Origin of the sequence: uncultured Muribaculum sp., assembly GCF_910583865.1 — a bacterium.
Lineage (GTDB): Bacteria > Bacteroidota > Bacteroidia > Bacteroidales > Muribaculaceae > Muribaculum.
Genome location: NZ_CAJTYX010000008.1, coordinates 11,610 through 38,604 on the forward strand (window position 1 = coordinate 11,610; position 26,995 = coordinate 38,604).

A 26,995-nucleotide genomic window follows, 5' to 3' on the forward strand; every position below is an offset into this window, starting at 1 on the left:
AATAATTTTTGCGAGTTACTTATGAACACATTGATGTCATTCATAACAGTCTCCGTCATACTCCTTGCCGTCACCGGCGCGGCAGGCGTCGCCAACCTGCTGATGGAGCTGAAACGCGACCTGATGATGATGCAGCAGAACAGCTACCGCCCGGAGCGGTACATGAGATGGCTGCGCACCTCGGGCGACACCACCTCATGGCTGCGCCTCACGGCACTGGTGCTGTTTTTCCTCATCCTACTCCCATACACCGGCATAGTTTTAGGCTGCGCATGCATGCTGGTCCTGTTTCTGTTCAACACGCTCAGGCTCGCCACTGCAGTATATAAGAAACCGCTCGTGTGGACTCCGCGCGCGCGGCGCATCTATGCCGTAGCCGTGGCCATAGCCGCATGTGCATCTGTGGCGGCATGGTTCCTGTCGCGCGACTGGATGTTCATGGCCGCGTTCATGCTGGCGCTCTACCTGTTGAGCCATCCGATCATGATGGCTGCGGTAATCATCCTCAAGCCGGTCGAGGCGCATATCAACAAAGGATACTACGACGATGCGGCACGCATACTGCGCTCGATGCCCGACATGAAGGTGATAGGCATCACAGGCAGCTACGGCAAGACCTCGACCAAGCACTACCTCAACCGCATCCTCAGCGAACAGTGGGAAGTGCTGATGACCCCGGGGAGCTACAACACGCCCATGGGTGTGATACGCACCGTGCGCGAGATGATGAAGCCATACACCGAGATATTCATCTGCGAGATGGGCGCCAAAAACATCGGCGATATCAAGGAGATATGCGACCTCGTGCACCCCGACATGGGCATCATCACCGCCGTCGGCGAGCAGCACCTTGAATCGTTCAAGACGATAGAGAACGTGCAGCGCACAAAGTTCGAGCTTGCCGACGCGATTCCCGCCGAAGGATTCGTGCTCATAAACAACGATTTCCCCTACGCCGCGTCGCGTCAGGTCGACAACACCTGCGCCCTGCGCTATTCCATAGGCGACACAGGAGCCGACTTCCATGCCACCGACATAGCCTACGGCAAGGATGGCACACGGTTCACACTCCATGTGCCCGGCGGTGACGCTTACCGCTTCGACACACGCCTCGTAGGCGAGTGCAACATCTCCAACCTCATCCCGGCCATCGCCATAGCCCTGCGTCTCGGGATGCCGATAGAGAAAGTGCAGTCGGCGGTAAGCCGCGTCGAGCAGGTCGAGCACCGTCTCAGCATGAAGCATACCCCCGGAAGAATCACCATCATCGACGACGCCTTCAACTCCAACCCCCACGGATCGCGCATGGCGCTCGACGTACTCCGCGCCATGGACGGTGGCAAACGCATCATCATCACCCCCGGCATGATAGAATTGGGCGACAGGCAGCGCGAGGCAAACGAGGCCTTCGGACGCCACATAGCCGAGTGTGCCGACGTGGCGGTGATTGTCGGCGAATACAACCGCGACGCCATCCTTGCCGGACTGCGCGATGCAGGCATGCCGGAAGAGCGTGTGCACGCCGTCGACACATTCGCCCAGGCTCAGAAAACATTGGCATCGATCGCCACACCCGGCGACACCGTACTGTATGAAAACGACCTTCCAGACACATTCAAATAAACTAAGCATATGAAAACCAACATAGGCGTGATATTCGGCGGAAGAAGCACCGAACACGAGATATCCGTAATATCGGCCTCCCAGGCCATGGCCGCCATCGACCGCGACAAGTACGACGTGACACCCGTCTACATCACCAAGCAGGGACGATGGTACACCGGGCAGCCGCTGTTCGACGTGAAGAACTACCGCCATATCCCCGAACTGCTCAAACAGTGCACCGAAGTCTACATGCGTCCCGTCTACGGCGACTACAACCTCTATCCGGCCAACCCCAAGGGGCTGTTCACCTCATCGGCAATTAAGCCCGTTGGAAAACTCGACGTGGTGATTCCCGTGCTACACGGCACCAACATGGAGGACGGCATATTCGAAGGAGTGCTCCAGACCATAGGCATCCCCTACGCCGGCTGCGACGTGCTCGCCTCAGCCAACGGCATGGACAAGATCACCATGAAGATGATATTGCGTGCCAACGACGTGCCGGTGGTCGACTATGTATGGTTCACCGACAAGGAATGGCATGCCAAGCGCGATGCGTTGATCGAGAAAATAGAAAGCCGTCTCGGATACCCCGTCATCATAAAGCCAGCCAACCTCGGCTCGAGCGTCGGAATCGGTTCTGCGCATGACCGTCAGCAGCTGAAAGAGCGCATCGACAATGCCGAACGCTACTCTACCCGCATAATCGTGGAGCATATGCTGGCCGACATGCAGGAGATCAACTGCTCGGTGCTCGGCGACTGTGACGACTTCCGCACATCCGTGCTCGAAGAGCCTATAAAGAGCGGCGACTTCCTCACCTACGAGAAGAAATACATGGGTGGCGGCAAAGGCAGCGAAGGGATGCAGTCGAGCCAGAAGCGCATACCCGCCGAGCTGCCGGAAGATGTCACCAAAGAGATACAGCGCCTCGCCGGCGAGACATTCCGCGTGCTGTCGTGCCACGGCGTAAGCCGCGTCGATGTCATGATCGACCGTACTGACGGCAAAATCTACGTCAACGAGATCAACACCATTCCCGGATCATTGTCATTCTACCTCTGGGAAGCGACCGGCCTTAGCTTCGACCTGCTCATGGACGAACTCGTGAAACTCGCCCTGCGCCGCAAACGCGAAGAGGGGATGAAAACGGTGTCATACGACCAGAATATCTTCAACCTCACAGGAGGCGCCAAAGGTGGCCTGAAAGGGGCGAAAGCCTAATACACAACATCTATTGATAACCCGGTCATCTGACAGCTATCCGGAATTCAAACGCCCCCGGGGGCGTAAGCATCAGTTCTCCCGCGACGAGGCGACCGGCCTCGATTGCGGGAGAACCGTTTTTCCGACCTCCAGGCAGCGATGGGCCTACGGTATATACAGCCTCCACACCCGGAGCTGTCACACGCTCGGCGAGATAGTGCGCCACCACGCCCATTGTCATACGCAGGTTCAGTTCTATGCATGGTGCGATCATGCCATCACGCGTAACAAGCATGTCTATGCCGAGCCATCCGCAGTATGCATCTCCTATTATATCCGACAGCACGGATTCCAATGCCGAACGGATACCATGCAAGGCATCACGGCCGGCTCCCGCAGAGACAAGCCTCTCCTCTATAGCTGCATCATCGCAAAGCAGGTTCCCGGCATAACCGGCATGCGAGTTGAAGAACAAGGAATAGCCCTTCCATCGCGCCATGCCTCCATCGACATGGAAGAGCATGGCGAAATCCATGACACCGTCCATCGCAGGCTCTATCATCACACTTCCCTGCTTGCGTATTACACCGGCGGCACGCTCGGCTATCTTCGGGGTGAGTCCGTCAAACTTGACGACACCGCGCCCGCTGCTCGACCATGGTGACTTCATGTAGTAGCCGCGTCCGGGCTGTATGCTTCGGCGCAACTCCTCCACGCTTCGTACTTCCATGGGGACATATGGCACACGTACAACCCCTATGCCGGCCAACCTCTCGAGTATGGCGATGCTCGTGCGCCGGTGGCTGAGCATGCGCATACGTTCGAGCGCATCCATATCGGGGCATTCCGCGCCTGCCATGACAAGCCTGCGGGCAGCATCGCCCGACCATCCCCACGGGACGCCCGTACCACGTGCGTCCGCGCCTGCGGATACTGAGATTCCTGAAAGTGACGGAAATAGAGCCGCTGTTTTATCGAGCCATCGAGTACAAGCATCGCGGTCAGCTTCCTGCACCACTACCGCATCGCCGGCATCAGCCCACCACACAGGGAGCATCGCACCCGACCCGCGCAACAACTCTACTTGCGCTCCGAGGGTACGAGCGGCGGAAAACGTGCTTGCCGACGGCCATTGCAGCATTATGTCGTTTTCAGGATTGAACAGCCTGACTTTTCCCATATCTCGTCAAATGAGGTTAATAATGACGCAAATTTACACCGAATCGGCGTGTTATCGAAAAGAAACACTACTTTTGCAATTCAAAAAGCATACCAGCATGTCAAAACAGACATCCGAATCAAGCATCGACAAAGAACACAAGCTCCACATGGATAGCGTCAGCGCGGACGAAGGCCTGCGCACGGCACGCCACGTGACCTGGGTAGGATTCATATGGAACGCACTGCTCGGCACCGCAAAGGTAATCGCAGGTATAGTCGGACATTCCGGAGCCGTGGTTGCCGACGGTATTCACTCATTCTCCGACTTCATAACCGACGTGATCGTGCTTGTGATGGTCACCATCAGTCACCGCAAATCAAATCGCCGTTATGAATACGGCCACGGAAAATATGAGACATTCGCATCGATGCTCATAGCCGTATTGCTGGTAGTAGTCGGTATCGGCATCTTCATCGACGGGCTTCACAACGTAATCCTCACCATACAGGGCCACGAACTGCAGCGTCCGGGAATGATCGCACTGATCATGTGCGCAGCTTCCATCGTGGTAAAGGAATGGCTATACCATTACACGCGCCGCGCCGGCGAACGCATACATTCAGGCGCTCTGGTTGCCAACGCATGGCACCATCGCAGCGACAGTTTCTCATCCGTCGCCACTCTCATCGGAGTAGGTGGCGCCATGTGGCTCGGCCCGCAGTTCCATGTGCTCGACCCGATCGCGGCGATGGTGGTCGCGATATTCATAATCATCGTAGGTGCCCGCATGGCTCTCCCCGCAGTGCGCGAACTGCTTGAAGAAGCCCTCCCACCCGACATGCAGAACGAGATACGCCATTCAATAGCCGAAACTCCCGGGGTAGACACCTACCACCATCTCCGCACACGCCGCAACGGCTCCACGATAATCATCGACGTACATCTTAAGGTGAATCCGACTCTTACGGTGAGCCAGGCCCACTCCATATCATCGGATGTAGAGCGCAAACTGCGCGACATATTCGGCGAAAGTACCATCGTCACCAGCCATATAGAGCCGTATCGTGACGAATCAATATTTCCTGACGGATCCTGTGCCGACTGACACACATATCAGGAGGCTGCCCATCTCACGACATGCCGTGTGACAGTGTAAACAGGAATTTTGGGCATGGAAATTTCGCGGATTAAGATTCATTGACTAATTTTGTTGTGTGGCATCACGGATAAAATCACATCATATCCTGCAACCGAATACGATTATGACTGAAAGTAGCGATCCGACAACATATGTTTCCGACATAGAACATGCCTGCGAGATACTTCGCGCAGGCGGTGTCATACTTTATCCTACCGATACGGTATGGGGCATAGGGTGCGACGCCACCGACAGCCGGGCGGTACGTAGGGTCTATAACATAAAACGGCGGGCCGACAGCAAGGCGCTCATACTTCTCGTAGCCGATGGCGACATGATGCGCGCACATTCCGCTCCGCTCCCCGCCGTGGCCGAGATGATGATCGCGCACCCCGTTGAAAGGCCCACGACCATAGTGGTCGACGGAGGAAAGGGTCTCGCACCCGAAGTCCTCGCCGACGACGGCAGTGTAGGCATGCGCATCCCCAACGAAGAATTCGCTCAGACCCTTTGCCGCTCTTTCGGACGTCCGATCGTATCAACCTCAGCCAACATCAGCGGCGAAAAAGCGGCGGCGTGTTTCTCCGACATCTCCCGTGAGATAATCGAATCCGTCGACTACGTGTGTGTGTCTCGGCGCGACGACACATCCCGGTCCATTCCATCCAAAGTAGTGAAAATCGACCGTGACGGTCATCTTTCCATACTCCGCCCGTGACACAGATGCAACGTCATAGAGTGATTTATATCTCCGTCGATTTCATAACGACGGCTTTTGCCGTGCTGCTCTACAATACCCTGCGCTACCATATCGATCCGGCTGCCGCCCATGGGTCATTAGCGGCATTCCTATGGGATCGTAGCGTGATGCTCGAACAGGTCCTGTTCCCAATTCTCATGATAGGGATATACTGGCTGTCGGGGTATTACAACAATGTATTCCTGAAATCACGCTCGGAAGAACTGGGATGCACCATGCTGTCATCCCTTCTCGGGACCGCCATATTCTTTGTCCTTGCGCTCATCAACAACGGAACGAACCAGAGGATGACCATATACATACTCATACTATGCCTGTGGGGAATATTATTCTTATTTGTATATACCGGGCGGCTGCTTATCACCACATATGTGCGACGTGAGGTATACTCCGGCAAATGGATGCGCAACACAATGGTGGTAGGGAGAGGCGAGGAGGCAGTGAACATGGCCCAACGTCTGCAACGTGAAAGCAGATGGAGCGGAATGCGCATACTCGGATGCATCGCTCCGGACGAAGATCTGGAACATAATGTAAAGATACGTCGCCTTGACTGCCTTGTGCTGATGCCTCAGGATAACAGCCATGAGAAAGTGCTCGACACACTTTACAGGATATTGCCATTAGGCGTTGAAGTTCTCACTTCGCCCGACCTTTACCGTATGCTGACCTCGCAGATGCGTATCGACAAGATTGCCGGAGAACCGCTGGCCAACATAGGACAAGCCAGGGTGCCGGAATCCACCATTAATGTAAAGAGGCTGTGCGACATAGTAGTGGGACTTTTCGGATTGCTGTTGACAATACCCGTCATGTCGGCGCTCGCCATAGCCATACGATGCGAATCATCCGGACCCGTCATATTCTCCCAGGAGCGTATCGGGAAAAATAAAAAACCGTTCACCCTCTACAAGCTTCGCTCCATGAAGCCCGATGCCGAACCGGATGGCCCGGCACTCAGCATACCCCACGACAGCCGTGTGACACGCGTGGGACGATTCATGCGGAAATACCGTCTTGACGAACTGCCTCAGTTCTGGAACGTACTCCGTGGCGACATGTCGCTTGTCGGGCCACGCCCGGAACGGGCATACTATGTGGACCGTATCATGGCCCGTGCGCCATATTACATACTCCTTCAGCAGATAAGGCCCGGACTTACATCTCTCGGGATGGTAAAGTACGGCTATGCCAGCGACATAGACGCAATGCTGGAGCGTCTGAAATACGATCTCATGTATCTTGAGCGTATTTCATTCTCAACCGATTTTAAAATAATGATTTACACCGTGCGCACGGTGCTGACCGGAAAGGGCATATGATTTTCCGGCAAGGAATGACCAAACTCACCACCCGCAGATGAAAGAAACATTAAAAAACATATCCGAAAAGGGCGATACATTGTTCTACCGCATGCTCATGTGGCGCGAAAAGCATATCAAGGAGAAGAACTTCGTACTTTTCCTCGCGCTCATCGTCGGTATAGTCTGCGGATTCGCCGCCCTGGCATTCAAGTGGCTGATACATTACATCTCCTCGTCGCTCTTGCTCAACATCGACATAACCGGCGGCAACTACCTCTATCTCGTGTATCCGCTCATAGGCATCATCATAGTGAGCTGCTACGTGCGATATGTCGTGCGTGACGACATATCACACGGCGTGACAAAGGTGCTGTTTTCCATATCCCAGAATAAAAGCCGTCTGAAGCCACACAACTGCTACACCTCTGTGGTGGCGGCATCAATCACCATCGGATTCGGCGGATCCGTGGGATCGGAAGGCCCTATCGTCTACACAGGGTCCGCGATAGGCTCCACACTGGGGCAGATGTTCAGGCTATCCCCGCGCCTGCTCATGATACTGGTAGGGTGTGGCGCGGCGGCCGGAGTGGCCGGCATCTTCAAGGCTCCATTGTCGGGAGCGCTGTTCACATTGGAAGTGCTGATGCTCGACCTTACCACCGTGTCAGTCATGCCGCTGCTGATATCGTCGGTGTCGGCGGCATCCATCGCCTACATATTCACCGGCTACGACGTGCAGTTTTTTTTCACACAAAGCGAGAACTTCCTGACCGTGCGCATACCCTTCGCCATACTGCTCGGAGTGGTGTGCGGATTCGCATCGCTCTACTTTATACGCGTGATGGCCATGATGGAGGGTTTCTACGGAAAAATCAAGAATCCGTGGGTGCGTGCCTCCATAGGCGGAAGCATCCTGGCGGTGCTGATTTTCATATTCCCCCCTCTCTACGGCGAGGGATACGACGTGATCACCTCCATGATCAACGGCGACACTGCTTCCGTGGTCGACGGCTCGATATTCTACGCCGACCGCAACGTGGTGTGGGTGATCGGCCTGTACATCGCCGGGCTGTGCCTCGCCAAGGCTTTCGCAACATCGTCGACCAACGGCGCCGGTGGGGTTGGAGGAACGTTCGCCCCCTCGCTCTACATGGGATGCATGACAGGATTCTTTTTCGCATACCTCCTCAATCATCTTGGCCTTGGATGCGACCTCTCGGTCAAGAACTTCGCCCTGATGGGTATGGCCGGGGTGATGTCGGGCGTGATGCACGCCCCGCTTATGGCCATATTCCTCACCGCCGAACTCACAGGAGGATATGACTTGTTCCTGCCGCTGCTGATAGTCAGCACAATATCCTACGGAACCATAAAGATTTTCGAGCCGTACAGCATCTATGCCATACGTCTGGCCAAGCGCGGCGAACTGCTCACCCACCACAAGGACAAGTCGGTGCTGCGCCTGCTCAAGATAAACAATGTGATCGAGAACGATTTCAAGCCGGTAAGCCCCGAGATGAACCTCAAGCAGATGGTAGACGTCATATCCCAGTCGTCACGCAACCTTTTCCCGGTACTTGATACGGAAGGCCACCTCATGGGCATAGTGCTCCTCGACGACATACGCAACATCATGTTCCGCCCCGACCTCTATAAGAAAATGTATGTCAGCAAGTTCATGACCACTCCGCCGGCCACCATACAGATAGGCGACACCATGGAAAACGTGATGAAAACCTTCGACCGTACCGGCGCATGGAATCTTCCGGTAGTGGAGGAAGGCCGATACATAGGCTTCGTGTCCAAATCAAAGATTTTCAACTCCTACCGCCGCGTACTGCGCCACTATAGCGAGGACTGACATCTGGAAATTGTGTTGTCAAACACATTTCCACAGCTACTTTCAAACGGCATTTTATGCTATCTTTGTAGGTACAAATCGAATCGATTCGGAGAAGATGCCTACACGCCTGCTGCATGAAGGCACACCCTCTGTGGAGAGATGACATATAACCACCATTCATCAACTTAAAATCTTGAATTATTTCATGGAAAGTACGCTTTTCTGGATTGTGCCGGGCGCATCGGTAGTAGCTTTGCTGCTCGCCTGGTATTTCTACCGGCAGATGCTCCGCGAGAGCGAAGGCACCGACACTATGCAAAAAATAGCCCGCTATGTACGCCAGGGTGCCATGTCCTATCTGAAACAGCAATACCGCATAGTCGGCATTGTCTTTCTTGGACTTGTCGTGCTGTTTTCGATAATGGCCTACGGCTTCAACCTGCAAAATCCCTGGGTACCCGTAGCATTCCTCACGGGAGGATTCTTTTCCGGGCTGTCGGGATTTCTCGGGATGAAAACCGCCACTTACGCATCGGCCCGTACCGCCAATGCCGCCCGGCGTTCGCTCGACGGAGGATTGCGCATAGCCTTTCGTTCGGGAGCCGTCATGGGTCTTATCGTGGTAGGCCTCGGCCTCCTTGACATAGCGTTCTGGTACATACTGCTCAACTGCTGTGTCGACATACTCCCGGGTGACGCGCCTACCGCCAAACTGTGCATGATCACCACCACGATGCTCACATTCGGGATGGGGGCATCGACCCAGGCCCTTTTTGCCCGCGTTGGCGGAGGCATATACACCAAGGCCGCCGACGTCGGTGCCGACCTCGTGGGAAAAGTCGAAGCCGGCATCCCGGAGGATGATCCGCGCAACCCGGCCACCATCGCCGACAACGTGGGCGACAACGTTGGCGACGTCGCCGGCATGGGAGCCGACCTTTACGAATCATACTGCGGCTCCATCCTGGCCACATCGGCCCTCGGCGCCGCAGCCTTCATAGCATCCGGAGATGTCGACATGCAGATGCGCGCCGTGATAGCGCCCATGCTCATCGCCGCCGTAGGATGCCTGCTCTCAATAATCGGCATATTCTCGGTGCGCACAAAAGAGAATGCCACCATGCGCCAACTGCTCGGAGCGCTCTCGTTCGGCACCAACCTTAGCTCCGCGCTCATCGTCGGGGCGACATTCCTTATCCTTTGGCTACTACAGCTCGACAACTGGTTCTGGATAGGCATGGCGGTCGTGATCGGACTGGTTGTCGGCATCGTGATAGGAAGATCCACGGAGTACTATACCTCCCAGTCCTACAAGCCCACACGCCGTCTCTCCGAAAGCGGACAGACCGGCCCGGCCACGGTCATAATCTCGGGGGTAGGACTCGGCATGATATCCACCGCCGTACCGGTAGTGGCGGTAGTGGCGGGGATCATACTTTCATACTGGTTTGCTTCCGGCTTTGACTTCACCAACATCGCGATGGGCCTCTACGGCATAGGAATCGCTGCCGTGGGCATGCTGTCGACCCTCGGAATCACACTTGCCACCGACGCCTACGGTCCTATCGCCGACAATGCAGGCGGCAATGCCGAGATGAGCGGTCTCGGCCCGGAGGTGCGACGCCGGACCGACGCCCTTGATTCGCTGGGCAATACCACCGCAGCAACAGGCAAAGGATTTGCCATAGGCTCGGCAGCCTTGACAGGCCTGGCCCTGCTGGCCTCGTATGTCGAGGAGATACGCATCGGCATGACACGTCTCGGACAAGAATTCCTCTCGCTCCCGGGCAATGTAAGTGTCCGTCTGCACGACGCATCATTCACCGACTTCATGACATATTTCGACGTCAACCTGATGAATCCGAAAGTGCTCGCGGGCATATTCATCGGCTCGATGATGGCATTCCTTTTCTGCGGACTGACGATGAACGCCGTAGGACGCGCCGCCGCCCACATGGTAGAGGAAGTGCGCCGCCAGTTCCGTGAGATAAAAGGGATACTCTCCGGAGAAGCCGAACCCGACTACGCGCGTTGTGTACAAATTTCCACGAAAGGCGCACAGCGCGAGATGGTGTTCCCCTCGCTGTTGGCCATCATCGCCCCTATTGTCACCGGACTCGTGTTCGGAGTGCCGGGCGTGATCGGCCTGCTCGTCGGCGGCCTCGGCTCCGGTTTCGTACTGGCGATTTTCATGGCCAATGCCGGAGGAGCGTGGGACAATGCCAAGAAATATGTCGAAGAGGGCAATTTCGGCGGAAAAGGGAGCGACGTGCACAAGGCCACTGTGGTCGGCGACACCGTGGGCGATCCTTTCAAGGACACCTCCGGCCCGAGCCTCAACATACTCATCAAACTCATGTCGATGGTGGCCATAGTCATGGCCGGGCTGACAGTGACATGGAGTCTGTTCTGACAATACATACACATATCTGACGGACGGCGGGATGTCGAGAAATCCGACACCCCGCCGTTTTTTGTGAGGTGATAAGCTATTCCGGTTGGTCAGACTCGTCCGACCGGTCGGATTGATTTTTACACACAGCCGGTGTTTTCCGACGTTTTTATGATGCCGGTCGCCCAACATTTTGCCAAGAATGGAGAGCGCCGATTAAAGTAAAATTCGTAACTTTGCGCCCGAATTGAAGAGAAACATTTACAACGACACATGCAGAACATCAGAAACATCGCCATCATCGCCCATGTCGACCACGGCAAGACGACGCTCGTCGACAAGATGCTACTTGCCGGCCATCTCTTCCGCGAGAACCAGAATGCGGGAGAACTCATCCTTGACAACAACGACCTGGAACGCGAACGTGGCATCACGATCCTGTCAAAGAATGTTTCAATTGACTATAAAGGCACAAAAATCAACATTATAGACACTCCGGGACACGCCGACTTCGGCGGAGAGGTGGAGCGCGTGCTCAATATGGCCGACGGCTGTCTGCTGCTGGTCGACGCATTCGAAGGCCCGATGCCCCAGACCCGTTTCGTGCTTCAGAAAGCCATACAGATGGGTCTCAAGCCTGTGGTGGTGGTCAACAAGGTCGACAAGCCCAACTGCCGCCCCGACGAAGTGCAGGAGATGGTGTTCGACCTGATGTTCAACCTCGACGCCACCGAGGACCAGCTCGACTTCCCGACCGTCTACGGATCGGCCAAGCAAGGATGGATGTCGACAGACTGGCGCAAGCCTGCCGAGGACATAACTGCGGTGCTCGATGCCATCATCGAATACATCCCGGCCCCGAAAACCCTTGAAGGCGACCCCCAGATGCTGATCACATCGCTCGACTACTCCAACTACGTAGGACGTATAGCCGTAGGACGAGTGCATCGCGGCACGCTGCGCGAAGGCATGGAAATAGGCCTCTGCAAGAGCGACGGCACTGTAGTAAAACAGCGCATCAAGGAGCTGCACACATTCGAAGGTATGGGACGCAAGCGTGTGAGCGAAGTCAGCTCCGGCGACATATGTGCGCTTGTCGGTCTCGAAGGATTCGAGATCGGCGACACCATCACTGTCCCCGACAATCCCGAGCCGCTGCCGCGCATCGCCATCGACGAGCCTACAATGTCGATGACATTCACCATCAACGACTCCCCATTCTTCGGACGCGACGGAAAGTATGTCACCTCACGCCACATCGCCGACCGACTCACACGCGAGCTTGACAAGAACCTCGCCCTGCGTGTGAAGAAAGCCGACCATGAGGACGTATGGACCGTGTTCGGCCGAGGCGTGCTCCATCTGTCGGTGCTCATCGAGACAATGCGCCGCGAAGGCTACGAGCTACAGGTGGGCCAGCCGCAGGTAATCATAAAGGAAATCGACGGACGCAAGTGCGAGCCTGTCGAACTTCTCACTATCAATGTGCCCGAGGAGTATTCAAGCAAAATCATCGACATGGTGACGCGCCGCAAAGGCGAGATGGTAAGCATGAACACGCAGAACGACCGCCTGCACATAGAGTTCAACATACCATCGCGCGGCATCATCGGCCTGCGCAACAATGTGCTGACAGCATCGGCGGGCGAAGCCATCATGGCCCACCGCTTCCTCGAATACCAGCCGTGGAAAGGCGACATCGAACGTCGTACCAACGGCTCGCTCATAGCCATGGAGGCAGGTACGGCCTATGCCTACGCCATCGACAAGCTACAGGATCGCGGACGCTTCTTCATATTCCCGCAAGAGGAGGTCTACGCCGGCCAGGTCGTGGGCGAGAGCGCCAAGGACCGCGACATAGTGATCAACGTTACCAAGTCGAAGAAACTCACCAACATGCGCGCCTCCGGTGCCGACGACAAGGCCAAGATCATTCCGCCAGTAGTGTTCAGCCTTGAGGAAGCCCTCGAATACATCAAGGAGGACGAATATGTCGAAGTGACCCCCCATCATCTGCGCCTCCGCAAGATAATCCTCGACGAGCTCGAGCGCAAACGCGCCAACAAGGAGTAAACAATCATCCTCTCAAAGTAAAAATGAACCGGGTCGCTGACAATCAGCGACCCGGTCCATTTTCATTATCTCCGGAAGCCTGTTCAAATCCACATGACAGGCTCTGATAATACGGTTAACAATTATTCCTGAGTGCGTCCTTCCTCCTCGAATATTTCAGTCTCCTTGTCGGGAGCGATGTTGGGAAGTTCAAGGCCGTAATGCTTTTTGGCATCGAGAGCCTTCAGCCACAAGCCGAACAGAAGGGCAAGTACGCCGAGCGATGCGAACAGTAGCATAGGATTGGTATAGTCATACTTCATCGGGTCGGTCACTCCGGGGTTGGATGCCGTAAGCACGATGCCTATCAGTATCGGGAAGAGCGACAGACCGATGTTCTGCACCCAGAATATCAACGAATAGGCCGAGCCGAGGAAACGCTTGTCCATGATCTTGGGCACTGAAGGCCAGAGAGCCGCAGGAACCAGCGAGAATGATATGCCGAGGAGCACTATAGCGCTGAACGCCAACCATTCCGTGGGATACTTTGGGAGGACGAGCGCGAAAGTCAGGTGACACACTATCATCAGGAGCGCTCCAAGGATGAGCATCGTCGCGCCCTTGCCTTTACGGTCAAGGAAATAGCCGAGAGCGGGTGTAAGGATAGCAGCACCTATCGGGAACCAGCGGAATATGTCGGATGCCGTCGTAGCATCGATTCCGAGATTGCACTGGAGCATATTGGCCGCATAGCGCTGGAAGGGGAAAATGGCCGAATAGTAGAGCACACAAAGCATGGCGATGATCCAGAAGAGACGCGAGCCGAAGATATTTCCTACATCGGAGAGCTTGAACTCCTCTTCGGCAGTCTCGTCGCCGGCGGCTGCCTTTGCGCCGAGTTGCGCGTCGAGCTTGCGGTCCATGACAGTAAACACCGAGAATGCAATCAGTCCGATGAATAGGAGAGCCGTGCAGAATGCCACCGGAGGGACTACCGAAGGATTACTGCCGCCCATCCAGTCGGCCAGACGTGGCGACACCGAGAATATGGCGAACACACCGATACGCGCTATGGCCATCTCAAGACCCATGGCCAGAGCCATCTCCTTTCCTTCAAACCATTTCGCGATAGCCTTGCTGACGGTGATGCCGGCCATCTCGCAGCCGCAGCCGAAAATCATGAAACCGAAAGCGGCGAGCTTGGCGCTTCCGGGCATGGCCGTCCACCAGGAAGAGAGCCACTGTTCAAGAGCCGAACCTGTGAACGGATCGCTGATGGCATATAGCTTTATGCATGCGCCGACAACCATCACTGATGCAGATAACGTGCCGGTGAAGCGCACGCCCATCTTGTCGAGGATGATACCGGCAAGTATCAGGAAGCCGAACACGTTAAGTATATATTCCGCGCCCGCGTAGTAGCCGAACGCGTCGGGCGACCATCCGCGCTGTGTCTCTATGAGAGACTGGAGGGGCGACATCACATCGACAAACATGTAGGCGAAAAGCATCATCGCGGCAATGAGTATCAGCGCTGTCCAGCGCGCCCACGCCTTGTCGTTAAGTGCCTGTGCGGACATGTCCGCCACTTTACTTAATATAGCCATTTTCTATGTAATAATGATTTTGGTTTGATTTTCGAGGAACAAATTTATGCAAAAATGAGCGGATTACGGAAAAAATAACTAATTTCGTAACATTATTTTGCATTTAGACCCCGTTGATATGAGTACGAGCCGTCCATATGATCTCGACCGCGTGGTGCGCCTGGTCATTACCACAATTGTCGTGTGTGCGGCAGTGTGGCTCATCTACCGGCTGCGCGGCGTGCTTCTGCCATTCTGCGTGGCGGCGCTTGTAGCCTACATCCTTGAGCCTTTTGTGCAGTTCAACCGCGAGCTTCTGCGACTGAAAGGACGCGTGGCCGCCATATTCATCACGCTTTTCGAGACCACACTGGTTTTCGGGCTGTTCTGCTACATGCTCATCCCTATGATCACATCAGAGATGGAGCATATGGCACATCTGCTGAAGCTTTATTCCAATTCGCAGGTAAGCATTCCATGGCTTCCGCAGGGACTCCACGAGTTTATCCGCACATATGTCGATTTCGAATACCTTTCAAACCTCTTGAGCAAGGAGGACCAGATGAAACTGATTGAAAGCGCGGTGACCCACTTCTGGTCGTTGCTTACAAGCGGTGTGAGCATGATTATAAGCGTATTGAGCTGGTTCATAGTGTTTCTCTACGTGATATTCATCATGCTCGACTATGAACGTCTCGGCGAAAGCTTCCGCCACATGGTGCCGCCGGCCTGGCGAAAGACGGTATTTCGCATAGGCAACGACATCCAGCGGTCTATGAACCACTATTTCCGCGGGCAGGCCCTCGTGTCATTCTGCGTCGGAGTGCTCTTCACTATCGGTTTCCTAATAGTGGGGATGCCACTTGCCGTGGTGCTCGGCATGTTTATCGGACTGCTGAACATGGTGCCCTACCTTCAGCTCATTTCGCTTGTGCCTACTATATTCCTGTGTCTTGTATGCTCAGTCGACCAGGGTGTCGATTTCTGGACGATATTCTGGGAATGCATGGCCGTCTACTGCATCGTACAACTGATACAGGATCTGTTCCTCACACCGAAGATAATGGGAAAAGCCATGGGGCTGAATCCCGCGATCATATTGCTGTCACTATCGATATGGGGCACACTCCTTGGATTCCTTGGCCTTATAATAGCCCTGCCGTTGACCACACTGTTGCTGGCCTACTACGATGAATATCTGAAAATGCTACAAACGCACCACACAACCCCGGGGAAGCCACATGACCATCACCGACCATGGCCCGACGATGACAGCGGCACAAGAGGCAATGACCGTACCGGCATTAGCAACAACGAAAAGAAATGAAAGAGCCACATCTATGGCAGACGCAATGTTAAATTATGTTATTATAAATGGCGGTGGCAGTCTACACTGTGCAGCTTCCAGGTACGTCCCGTAAATAATTGGATATTTGCCAAAAAAATCATTAATTTTTCTTTTATTTGAGTGTGACGTGCTGTAAAGTTATATATCTTTGCAAACACAAGTGAATTCGTGATTGTGAATTCAAACAAGGCGGCCGACCCCATCCATTGCCGGAAAGGGAGCACTCCCCTTGTTTAATCCCGTCCGTCGCCATGAATGGCCGATTCCATAAAAATACATTAACGATCAACTACTAACACCTCAAAAGCTTGCACGCGATTCTACGCAATGTCGTCTCCTGCACCATAATTATTATGGTGTTCTGTTCCGGAAAAATTTCGGGACAGACGGTGTACGATGCCGAAAAACTCGATACCGACCGCCTGCTCCGGCAACTTGACAGCGCTCTCGAGATGCGTGACACAGCCATAAAGCGTCGCAATGCAGAGATAGACTCCATGTCGGCAGCACTTCCGGCATCACTACACGAGCGCACTTCCGGATATATCGGCATAGCCGAAAGCTACAGAAGCCTGTGCGCCGATTCATCCATAGCATATTTGCGCCGGGCGCGCATCAATGCACATGAGCTTGGCGACAGCACACTCCTTTTCCGTTCGCGCATGGGGCTGGCAATAGTCCTTCCCATGGTCGAAATGGGTCCTCAGGCCATATCCGTGTTCGACTCGGTAAATCCTTCCATGGTACCCGTAGAACTGAAGCGTGAATACTACGATGCCGCAGCCGACATGTATTCCAGCATATCCGACAAATCACACCTATTGCCCGGACTAAGCGAGAAATATGGCAGCATGGCCGACAACTACCGCCAGCATGCCATGAGATACTATCCTCCCGAATCGGCGGAATGGCTGTTCCATGAGGCATGCAGGTTCTATTTCAACGGCAACTATTCAGCGGCGGCAATCTCAAGTAGCGAGCTACTGAAACGCCTTACTCCCTATGACATGCTCTACGGGCGCGCCGCCGACATCCTTGCACGTGTAAGCGCAAAAAACGGCGACGTTGAAGGCGAGCTTTATTACACACTCCATCATGCCCTCAGCGAAATCACGAGAGGAGACCGAGAAGGCCTCGCCCTGCAACGCGTAGGACACTTGCTCTACAAGAACGGCGATATCGACCGCGCTCATTCCTACCTGTCGGCGGCATTGTCCAATACATCACTGGGGCCCGGAGTAGATTCCGACATGGTGGCCGAATCGCTCATGATAATCGACAATGCCTATAACAAGCAATGGAACCGCAACTATTGGCTGATGTGGTGCATGATCGCGGCAATAACTTTGCTGGCAATAGCGCTGATAATTACGCTGATGCATTATAGGCGTGACATAAAACGGCGCAATGCCGAACACGAACGGGTGGAACGGCTGAAAAAAGACCGGGTACTTTATCTTACCAATTTTCTCAAATTATGCGCGATATCGATGCGCCGCATGAGTGAATTCTCACGCACAACCCAACGGAAGCTTGCCAGCCGGCAGTTTGAGGAACTGTTCAACATCGTGAAGTCAGGAAGCATGATCGATGAGCAGCGACGCGACATGTTCAAGATATTCGACCGGACTTTCCTGAAGATATATCCCGACTTCGTGGAAAAAATCAATACCTTGCTCCGGACCGAAGAGCGTTATGCCGATCCCGACGACGGCCGCCTCGTGCCGGAGCTGCGCATCGCCGCGCTCATGTGTCTCGGATTGACCGACACTACGCGCATGGCCGATTTCCTCGGGTATTCGCCCAACACCATCTACGCATATAGGGCGAAAATCAGATCAAAAGCGCTCGACAACGCCACATTCGACCGCGACTTCCAGAACCTGAGCAACGGTATGTAGCCATCGCGACGCATGCCCACACCCAGCATACAGGACGCCACCTACCAGCCTACCAACCTATCTTACGGTCGCCCTGCGTCATATACTATAGCCATACTGCACTACAACCATACTGCGCAGCCATACTGATTTCTGATTTCACCTTTATTATCGCATCATTCCATAGAAATTCCGACAAATTATTGTACCTTTGTCGAAATTTTGCAGAAAAACAGATAATTCTCGCTCTATCCCTACACACTATGATGAAAAAGTTACTTCCCTTGCTACTTATATCCGCAGTCTCTTCAGTTTCTGAAGCCGCACTCCCGGTTTCCGGATATTACCGTGTACAGAACGCCACTACAAGCCGTTACGTCTATGTACGTGACAACAAAGGCGATATCGACGTGGGTGCCACGACAGCCGACTACGATGCCATATGGCTGCTGAAAGATGTCGAGCGCATACATTATGACGCATCCGGCATAATACGTCTGAACCACAAGAGCGGCAACGAATACGATATCGAGAGCCAGGGGACTTCCGTGTACAAGCTCATCGAGATGTACCCGCACATATATGACCGTGGTAACGGACTGTATAAAATCGGGGGCACAGCGCACGGCACCACCAAATACCTCAGCGACGGCGAGGGCAATCTCGAAAAAGAGAGAAGCTTTCCACGCGATGGAGGAGGAGCACAGGCCGTGCAAAGACAGAACTGGAAAATAATGCCTGTCGAGGAGTCTTATTTCGGCATCAAACCGACAGTCAGAGCCACCGACGGAAAATATTACGGGACCATCTACGCCGATTTCCCCTTCACCACCCTCTCCGAGGGAATGAAAGTGTACGTAGTCACCAAATTCGGCAACGGAATGGCTGCGATAAAAGAGGTGAACGGACGTGTGCCCGTGGCATCACCCCTCCTTATCGAATGCTCCGGGTCTACTCCGGCCGACAATCAGCTGTCGATCGGCGGCAATTCCAATGCCAATCTTGCCGGCAACATGCTGACAGGAGTTTATTTCGACAACACCGACAGTAAAAAACATTGGAACGTAGTGAACTACGACCCGCAGACAATGCGTGTACTGGGCCTGACCTCTGACGGTAACGCAGGCTTCGTAACTGCCGGCTCCGACCTGAAATATCTTCCTGCGAACACGGCATATCTGAAAGTGCCGGCCGGGACTGCAGCCGAACTGCGTCTGGTAAGCGAAGAGGAATTCGAAAGCTCAGCCATCGACGATGTCGCTGCCGACCGCTCCGCAGGCGTGAACATTGAAATAAACGGTCTTGATGTCACCCTTTACGGCAACGCATCGTCCGCTGTAGATATCGAGATCATCGACGTTGCGGGCCATGTGGTAGCCGCCACTGCGCTTACACCCTCATCCTCGTGCACCATCACCCTACCCGCCCACGGCCTTTACATACTCCGCACTCCTAAAGGAGCGCGTAAGTTCCTCCTCTGAACCCGCATAGAAGAGTAGCCGGTAGTTATGGAAGATGTAGTCAAGCTGCTGCCCGATTCCGTGGCAAACCAGATAGCGGCGGGAGAAGTGATCCAACGCCCTGCATCCGTCATAAAGGAGCTGGTGGAGAATGCCGTGGATGCCGGCGCCACAATCATCAAGATCAACATAAAGGATGCCGGACGCACGCTTATCCAGGTGATCGACAACGGTTGCGGCATGTCGCCGATGGATGCACGCATGGCCTTCGAGCGCCATGCCACATCAAAAATCGGACGTGCCGACGACCTCTTCACACTCCATACCATGGGATTTCGCGGGGAAGCGCTCGCCTCTATCTGCGCCGTGGCCGAGGTGGAGCTAAAGACCATGCGCCGTTCCGACACCATAGGCACCCGTATCGTGATTACCGGGAGCAAGATCGAGACACAGGAGCCTGTGGCGTGCGCGCCAGGCTCTACCATGACGGTGAAACGACTCTTCTTCAACATTCCCGCAAGACGCAAATTCCTGAAAAGCGACCATGTGGAGATGTCAAACATCCTCCGCGAGTTCGAGCGTCTGGCGCTCGTCAATCCCGACATAGAGCTTGAGCTTACCCACAACGACGTGGTGGTGCACCAGCTGCTGAAATCATCCTTCAAACAGAGGATAGTCGACCTTTTCGGGAAGTCGCTCGACAAACAGCTCGTGCCGGTAATCTCAGACACGTCGCTGGTGAAGATTACCGGGTTCGTATCGCGTCCGGAGAATGCACGCCGCCGTGGAGCGCTGCAATATTTCATGGTCAACGGCCGCAACATGCGACACCCCTATTTCCACAAGGCGGTGCTGCAATGTTACGACCAGCTCATACCCGCCGACGAGCAGCCACAATACTTCATCAACCTCACCGTCGCCCCGGAGACCATCGATGTCAACATCCATCCGACCAAAAACGAGATAAAGTTCGAAAACGAGCAACCCATCTGGCAGATTCTGACGGCCACTATCCGCGAGGGACTGGGTAAGTTCAACGCAGTGCCGTCGATAGATTTCGACCAGTCCAACGCCCCCGACATACCGGTGTTCAATCCCGATGCCAACGGAGCGCACGGACTCGACCTCGACCCCGGCTACAATCCTTTCGCCACAACCTCACCCACCCGCATGGCGGTTCCGTCGGCAGGAATGCACTCACGTACAACTGCCACCGACGATTGGGAAAAACTGTATTCCGACTTCACGAGTACCGACAGCCATTCCCGCGCCGTACCGTCGGGGATGCCGACCCTGCATGCAAGCTCGTTCAACGATCTCGGCGCCTCGCTCCCGCCGTCTGACGGAGGCCGCAAGGTGGAGTCGATATTCAACAACATGAATGTCGCCGACGACGATGCTTCAGGACAGATAATCACGGCTGATGCTCCTGCCGCGCTACAGATAAAAGGCCGTTACATACTCACCCCCTCCCACGACGGCCTGCTTGTCGTGGACCAACACAGGGCGCACGTGCGCATACTCTTCGACCGCTACATCGAACTGGCCCGTCTGGAAGCCTTTACGTCGCAGAGGGTGATGTTTCCTGAGGCCATCGACCTTTCGGCATCCGACAGCGTAGTGCTTGAGGAGATATCCGGCGAACTTGCCGCACTCGGTTTCGACCTGTCGTTTCTCGGCGATAACTCATGGAGCGTCAACGGCCTTCCATCCATGCTGTCCGGGGTCAATCCACGCGAGGTGATCGAACAGCTTATCGCCACGGCCTCGGAGTCGGGCGAAGAACTCGGGAGCGACATGCGCGTACGCATCGCACTTTCCATGGCCCGCTCGGCGGCAATACGTCCGGGCCAGATACTTACAGCATCGGAAATTGACCACTTGCTGAGCGACCTCTTCAAACTCACGTCACCCGCATACACTCCCGACGGGAAGCGCGTATTCGCCCCCCTTACGGTCGACGACATCGCCGCCCTCCTGTGACATAGCACAGTGTCAGACCCGTCTGACTTGTCCGACCGGTCCGACGGAATAGCTTATCAGCGCCATTATGACGCATCCTCATTATTGTTCGCGGCGATACAGCAGCGTATCTACAACCAGCGGAGGGAGCAGCGGGTCAAGTCCGAGAGGATAAAGCGCCGGAAGTGATGAGCGGAAACGCTCGAGCCACGCGGAGAACTCCCCGTTGAAATTGTCGGCGGACAGAGCGAAAAGATTGACGGCCTCCGGCATGTCGTTGTCGAGCGTGGCGGCATATCCGGCATTCATGTAATCGACATAGGTCGGATTAGCCGACAGCAGACGCGAGTAATATTCACGTGCGCGCGTCGTGTCACCGCTGAGAAGCAGCGACCAGGCAAGCGGACGTATGGCCCTTTCAGGCTTCTTCCCGACAAATTCAGCTTTGAAGAAATAGTTAAGCGCCTCCTTATGGCGTCCAAGCTCCACCAGACAGTGTCCTATGTTGAGCGCTATCGACCCGTCGTCGGGACGCGCCTTTTCCGCTATACGGAAATGGGCAAGTGCTTCCTCGGTACGGCCAAGCAGACGGCAGACAGCTCCGAGCCTGCGGCGCGTCCACAAGCTGTCGGCATTAAGCAGTTCGGCCTGCGAATAATATTGAAGCGCATCCTCAAGACTGCCGGTCTGCTGGCAGGAATAACCAAGTTTCTGAAACAGTTGTGCGTCAACAGGGCCGGATGCGGCACGCATCCTCAACACCTCGGCGGCATCCTCGTAGTAGCCGCGCTGGAAATAGAATTCGCCCACCACGCCAAGCGTCTCTGGAGAATGGAGGTCGGGAGCAAGAAGCGGAAGCACCAGCAGGTTAAGAGGGCGCTCAAACGGATCGGAGAACTCACCCTTGCGCCGGAACAACTTGAAGAAGCGATAGAGCGACTGCACATACTTTGCGGCGGCTGTCTCGCGTGCCGACACGTCGCCTGCGGCATCGATGGTGGCCTGACGCATCTCAAGCTGCGACAAAGCCTCCGGATTGATCTGCGACAGCATTACCCTGCGCTGCACCTCCGGAGCGACAGCCAAGGCGAGACAGAATGAATATTTGTCACCGTCGCAAAGGAACGGGGCGGCGGCAATCAGACCGCCGATCTTCGGAGCTTCGTCGCCAAGGGCACCGGTAATCGCCGTATGGTCGGCCCGGAACGGCACAAACCAGTTGGCCGGCTCATGGAAAAACGGGAAAGTCTTTAGCTGCGCGAACGTCGGCATCATCACGTCGGCACCCTCCTCCTGCATCTTCATCAGCTCCTTCAGCTTGTCGGCCACGCCGCTGTCACGCAGCATGTCGTTCCATTCCGGATTATCCGACATCAGTTCCTGGAGATCCTCTATCGAGGAAGCATCCATGTCGTGCTTCAGCATCTCCGGGCGCAGCTTCCTGAGCCTCGGTATGAGATCGTCATTGATGGTGTGGGCCACCCGGTCGGTGTCGCGCGAGCGGAGGAACTGCATGAACACTTTCTGCACGTCGGCGCTCCAGGTGGTAGTGTCGCGCAACGCGTCGATACGTGGTTTCAGTCGGCCGGCATCTACCGACTTGCGGCATATGTACATGGCCATCAGTGCCGCACACAACGCCTGCATGGCCAGCCGGGATGACCGGCCGGAGGAATACACATCGAGCAGCAGCGTCAGGCGCCGTTCGTCGTAATGCGCGAGCAGCCCGAGGAGGAGCGAGGATATCAGAAGCGACTTGAAGTCATCGTTGAAAGCTTCCGAATCAAGCGTCGCGCCCAACTCTCCGGCAAGCTCCGCCGAGAGCGGATACGCCACCCACAGCCGCATGAATATCCTCCGCTCCAATGCCTCACGCTCGGCGACATCTGACTTTTTGTCAGTACCATTCTCGCCAAGTATGGCATTGAACGCGGAATTCCTGTCGGCAAGAGCCAGATAGCGGTCAAGAAGCGAACGCATGGTGTCGCCATGCTGCAATGCCTCATAGCGCAGAGTGGAATAATACATCGTCGGGGAGTCACGTCGTTCTATGCGGTAGACGGCACGGTCGGCGACACCGCGCAGCCCTGCCACTATTAATGCGTAAAGATTGTCGCGCCCGGGATCGGCATGCCCCTTTGAGGCATAGTCGAGCATCATCCTGTAGGTCTGCTCAAGACGGTCGATCTCCTCGGTCAACCGCCAGTCGGATGCAAGTCCGGCAAGGGCACGCACCTGCACGAACGCATCCCTGAGCCTGCGCTCTCCTATATACTTGTCTATTCTCTCTATATATTGTCGTGGTGTTGTAGCCATATATATCAATTCGTTGCACAATAACGGCCTGCCATACCCCACGGCATGACACGCCATATTAAAAGACAACAAAAACCGAGCCAAAAAGATGATGGTACACTCATAATGAATCATCACTCCCGATACGGATAAGGCCGCAGATAAAGCCGCGCCTGGCTCCTCGGACAAGTCAGACTCCTCGGACCGGTCAGACAGGTCGGACTCGTCTGACCCTCAGGAACGGCTTATCCCTACAAAAAACCGGGGTGTGTCATTTCATTTCGACACACCCCGGTTTAAACAATATCAGGCAGTTTACATAACTACCTTATGGGTCACACCGTCCGTAACCACTATGTAGAGGCCGGAAGGCATATCCAGCGACAGATTCGAGACTCCGGGCAAAGAGATGCGGAGCATGCAGGCGCCTGTAATCGCGAACACCTCCACATTTGCAACCGATTCACCCCTATTGCTGATGGTCATGACATTATTACCGGTAGAGACAATGCACTCAGATCCATTGCCGGTTTCTGTTTCCCATATACCCGATTCGGCCATCGTGCGGACCATGCGCGGGAGGGAAGGAACAGAAGTGAATACACCATCGGTAGCAGTGACACTATATTGATAGAGGGTCGACGGCTTCAATCCGTCCACTTTAAAGGAAAGGACATTACCCACATCGATCCCATCATAAGGAAGAAGGGGTTGCGCCAGAATGCCGGTATGCGCCACTTTTATATCATCAATCACGAGCGTACCCTTGGTCACAGGCTTCCGGAACTTGATACGTGTTGAATAGCATGGCATATCGGCAAACTCACTTTCAACAACAACCGTTGCCCCGGCTTTGTCCGACACCAGGGAAGTGATTTCGGCAAGAGTGCGCCATTCTCGGCCATCATAACCGGAAACCTCTATCGCATGGCTGTCATCAGCCTTGATTCCACGATACCAGAATGACAGTGATGTTATCATATCATGGCTTAGCGGCGACTGCACAGACGCCCCGTCAGAGGCCATGCTCAACCCCGGTGCCATACTGCCATAATATCCGGTAAATGAGCCTGTGGTGCAACCGGGAGTCACACCCCATCCGTCAGGCGTCATGATGCCGTCGGCAAAATCATTTATCTGTACTGACGGGGACTGCTCAGACACCTCGCTGACAGTCAGCATATAACCAGTGGCTCCTGCCAGCGCGTCCCAGTTGGCGGTAAAGCCCGAAGATGTCACCTCGGTGCAGGAAGCGGCCTGCATCACCGAAGAGCGGAAATCGGGCTCCAAGGTCGTCACGGCATTCTCGGCAGAATAATGACTCACACGTCCCCCGCCCATGGCACGTACCACACAGAAGTATTCGGTCGAAGGGGTCAGCCCGGTCACATCGGCCGAAGTGGCGTCACCGGTCATATAGATCCGGTAACCATCGACATAAACCTTGCTTACAACCGACCCTTGGCGAACCTTGGTATAGACATCGAGTACATACCCTGTCGCCTCTGGCACAGGATTCCAGCCGACCATGAACGATACAGGTGAAATCTCACCGACTCCGTTTATCTCAGGCGTATCAAGCATATTGCCCGTATGAGCCACATGAAACACGACTGTGCCGTCGGAACCTTCCCTGATGTTGAACAGACCGGCATCCAACGCCGACCCGCTCCATGTTTTCATCAATGACAGTTCCCTCACATCGGCAGCTCCGGGGAAAGAATCGCCGCTGCGCGTTGCTGACGATGAATTGCGGTCAGCCTCGACAAGGTCTATGCGCTGATGTGACGCGTTATTGTTGACGGTGTTCTGCTTCCAAGCCGCCTCATCATAATCGATATGCCATACCAGAAGGCCGTGCCCCGGCAGATATGCATCCCATCCCGAGCGCTGCCTGTTCTCTATGAGATAATATTCATTTTCCGAAGAGGCAGGAACCATGAACGCCTTGTTTACACCGGGAGCAATCGAATACTCCTTTTCAGAAGCCGCAAGCTCCTCCGGTTCAATCCAGCCAAGCGCATAACGTTCATAGGCAGAGAACAACGGAGGAGTGTGTCCGTTGTTGTTTCTGCCACCCGATGCCATTATGCTCCATGTGCCCGGATGCTCTTCGTTAGAATAGTCAGTGGCATAGAGGTCGGGAAGCCCCAGGACATGCGAGAACTCATGACAGAAAGTGCCGATTCCGACAAGCTTGTTGGTTGACATGTCGATTTCGTTGGAGCATGCATATCTGTCAAGGCGCACCCCGTCGAATTCGGCATGAAGCTTCGCCCATGCAAAACCCGAATGAGGCCATATCGTGTTGATTGCCGCCCCGTCGGCCTGACTATATCCGGGATAAAACACATATACGTTATCGATATAACCGTCCTCATCGAGATCGAACTCCTTGAAATCGATTTCGTCATCGACAAGCGCGCAGGCATCACGAATCATCTCCTCAGGCCGCACGTCCGGCCGTCCTTCAACCGCAGCGCCATAATAAGCCATTCCATTCGGCAAGACAACCGGCCCGACCACAGTGGGATCAAGTTCGAATGCCCCGAAAGAGCTGTCGGAAAAATAGTCGCATACGCTCCCTGTGGCCCCGTTGTCGCTAAACCCGTGCTGGCTGATCATCCTGCCCATCAATTCGGCCGGATTCTCCGAAACAAAAGGCTTATCGGCAAACGCTGCCAATATGACCAATGTCTTGACCTTCCCTTTGGTAGGATATGAGCCAACACGCCGTACCTCTTCTCGGGCCGATGCCGAGACTGCATTCAATGCGGCAGCTTTCCGGAGAGGAGAGGAAAACGAACGCCCGGTTGGCACAAGCGCCCCCGACATGTCCGGTTCAAGCACCATCCCGTCGGAAGCGACATACACACACCAGGTTCCGTCACCATATATCTCAGCCTCGACAGTGGATCCGTCAGGTTGCGCTACCGGCACAAGGCCCGGGCGCGGCGGCATAGCGAATGCCGCCGCGCAGGCCAGTGTCAGAGAAGCCATAA

At 54.9% G+C, this 26,995-nt stretch carries 16 protein-coding genes; 12 read left to right on the forward strand and 4 right to left on the reverse strand.

Annotated features, from left to right (window positions below; translation table 11 throughout):
* Positions 1-21: 21 nt before the first annotated feature.
* Positions 22-1,623 carry a UDP-N-acetylmuramoyl-tripeptide--D-alanyl-D-alanine ligase gene (gene murF, locus QZ303_RS03000; protein WP_295728897.1) on the forward strand — a complete coding sequence of 534 codons (1,602 nt, stop codon included), beginning with the start codon at positions 22-24 and terminating at the stop codon, positions 1,621-1,623.
* Positions 1,624-1,632: 9 nt separating this feature from the next.
* A complete protein-coding gene (locus tag QZ303_RS03005; protein WP_295728900.1) occupies positions 1,633-2,829 on the forward strand; it encodes a D-alanine--D-alanine ligase family protein in 1,197 nt (398 codons plus the stop codon).
* A gap of 25 nt (positions 2,830-2,854) precedes the next feature.
* On the opposite strand, the gene QZ303_RS03010 is transcribed toward QZ303_RS03005, so the two are convergent.
* Positions 2,855-3,991 (reverse strand): hypothetical protein, encoded by a 1,137-nt coding sequence (locus QZ303_RS03010; RefSeq protein ID WP_295728904.1) that lies wholly within the window; start codon positions 3,989-3,991, stop codon positions 2,855-2,857.
* Between the two features lie 97 nt (positions 3,992-4,088).
* On the opposite strand from QZ303_RS03010, the gene QZ303_RS03015 reads away from it, so the two are divergent.
* The 6 genes from QZ303_RS03015 to typA all read left to right on the forward strand — a co-directional run bounded on the left by QZ303_RS03015 (position 4,089) and on the right by typA (position 13,483).
* Positions 4,089-5,078 (forward strand): cation diffusion facilitator family transporter, encoded by a 990-nt coding sequence (locus QZ303_RS03015; protein ID WP_295728907.1) that lies wholly within the window; start codon positions 4,089-4,091, stop codon positions 5,076-5,078.
* Positions 5,079-5,235: 157 nt separating this feature from the next.
* Positions 5,236-5,829, forward strand: a complete 594-nt coding sequence (locus tag QZ303_RS03020) for an L-threonylcarbamoyladenylate synthase (RefSeq protein ID WP_295728910.1) — start codon at positions 5,236-5,238, stop codon at positions 5,827-5,829.
* Between the two features lie 5 nt (positions 5,830-5,834).
* Positions 5,835-7,193 carry a sugar transferase gene (locus tag QZ303_RS03025; RefSeq protein ID WP_295728913.1) on the forward strand — a complete coding sequence of 453 codons (1,359 nt, stop codon included), beginning with the start codon at positions 5,835-5,837 and terminating at the stop codon, positions 7,191-7,193.
* 37 nt (positions 7,194-7,230) lie between these two features.
* Positions 7,231-9,036, forward strand: a complete 1,806-nt coding sequence (locus tag QZ303_RS03030; RefSeq protein WP_295728917.1) for a chloride channel protein — start codon at positions 7,231-7,233, stop codon at positions 9,034-9,036.
* A 187-nt stretch (positions 9,037-9,223) separates the two neighbouring features.
* Positions 9,224-11,431 carry a sodium-translocating pyrophosphatase gene (locus QZ303_RS03035; protein WP_295728920.1) on the forward strand — a complete coding sequence of 736 codons (2,208 nt, stop codon included), beginning with the start codon at positions 9,224-9,226 and terminating at the stop codon, positions 11,429-11,431.
* A 252-nt stretch (positions 11,432-11,683) separates the two neighbouring features.
* Positions 11,684-13,483 (forward strand): translational GTPase TypA, encoded by a 1,800-nt coding sequence (typA, locus tag QZ303_RS03040; protein ID WP_295728923.1) that lies wholly within the window; start codon positions 11,684-11,686, stop codon positions 13,481-13,483.
* Between the two features lie 122 nt (positions 13,484-13,605).
* Here the strand turns inward: typA and QZ303_RS03045 are convergent, their stop codons facing one another.
* Positions 13,606-14,973, reverse strand: a complete 1,368-nt coding sequence (locus QZ303_RS03045; protein WP_295729009.1) for an MFS transporter — start codon at positions 14,971-14,973, stop codon at positions 13,606-13,608.
* A 214-nt stretch (positions 14,974-15,187) separates the two neighbouring features.
* Here QZ303_RS03045 and QZ303_RS03050 point away from each other — a divergent pair, with 214 nt between their 5' ends.
* The 4 genes from QZ303_RS03050 (at position 15,188) to mutL (ending at position 21,719) form a co-directional block, all read left to right on the forward strand.
* Positions 15,188-16,375: an AI-2E family transporter gene (locus tag QZ303_RS03050; protein ID WP_295728926.1), complete on the forward strand. Its 1,188-nt coding sequence runs from the start codon at positions 15,188-15,190 to the stop codon at positions 16,373-16,375.
* A 374-nt stretch (positions 16,376-16,749) separates the two neighbouring features.
* The gene (locus QZ303_RS03055; protein ID WP_295728928.1) at positions 16,750-18,297 is read left to right on the forward strand and encodes a DUF6377 domain-containing protein; all 1,548 of its coding nucleotides are present in this window, start codon (positions 16,750-16,752) and stop codon (positions 18,295-18,297) included.
* Positions 18,298-18,539: 242 nt separating this feature from the next.
* Positions 18,540-19,757, forward strand: a complete 1,218-nt coding sequence (locus QZ303_RS03060) for a hypothetical protein (RefSeq protein ID WP_295728931.1) — start codon at positions 18,540-18,542, stop codon at positions 19,755-19,757.
* Positions 19,758-19,784: 27 nt separating this feature from the next.
* A complete protein-coding gene (gene mutL / locus QZ303_RS03065) occupies positions 19,785-21,719 on the forward strand; it encodes a DNA mismatch repair endonuclease MutL (RefSeq protein ID WP_295728935.1) in 1,935 nt (644 codons plus the stop codon).
* A gap of 81 nt (positions 21,720-21,800) precedes the next feature.
* On the opposite strand, the gene QZ303_RS03070 is transcribed toward mutL, so the two are convergent.
* Together QZ303_RS03070 and QZ303_RS03075 are read right to left on the reverse strand one after the other, a co-directional pair.
* Positions 21,801-24,014, reverse strand: a complete 2,214-nt coding sequence (locus tag QZ303_RS03070; protein WP_295728938.1) for a tetratricopeptide repeat protein — start codon at positions 24,012-24,014, stop codon at positions 21,801-21,803.
* Positions 24,015-24,308: 294 nt separating this feature from the next.
* Positions 24,309-26,993, reverse strand: a complete 2,685-nt coding sequence (locus QZ303_RS03075) for a M6 family metalloprotease domain-containing protein (RefSeq protein WP_295728941.1) — start codon at positions 26,991-26,993, stop codon at positions 24,309-24,311.
* Positions 26,994-26,995: the final 2 nt, after the last annotated feature.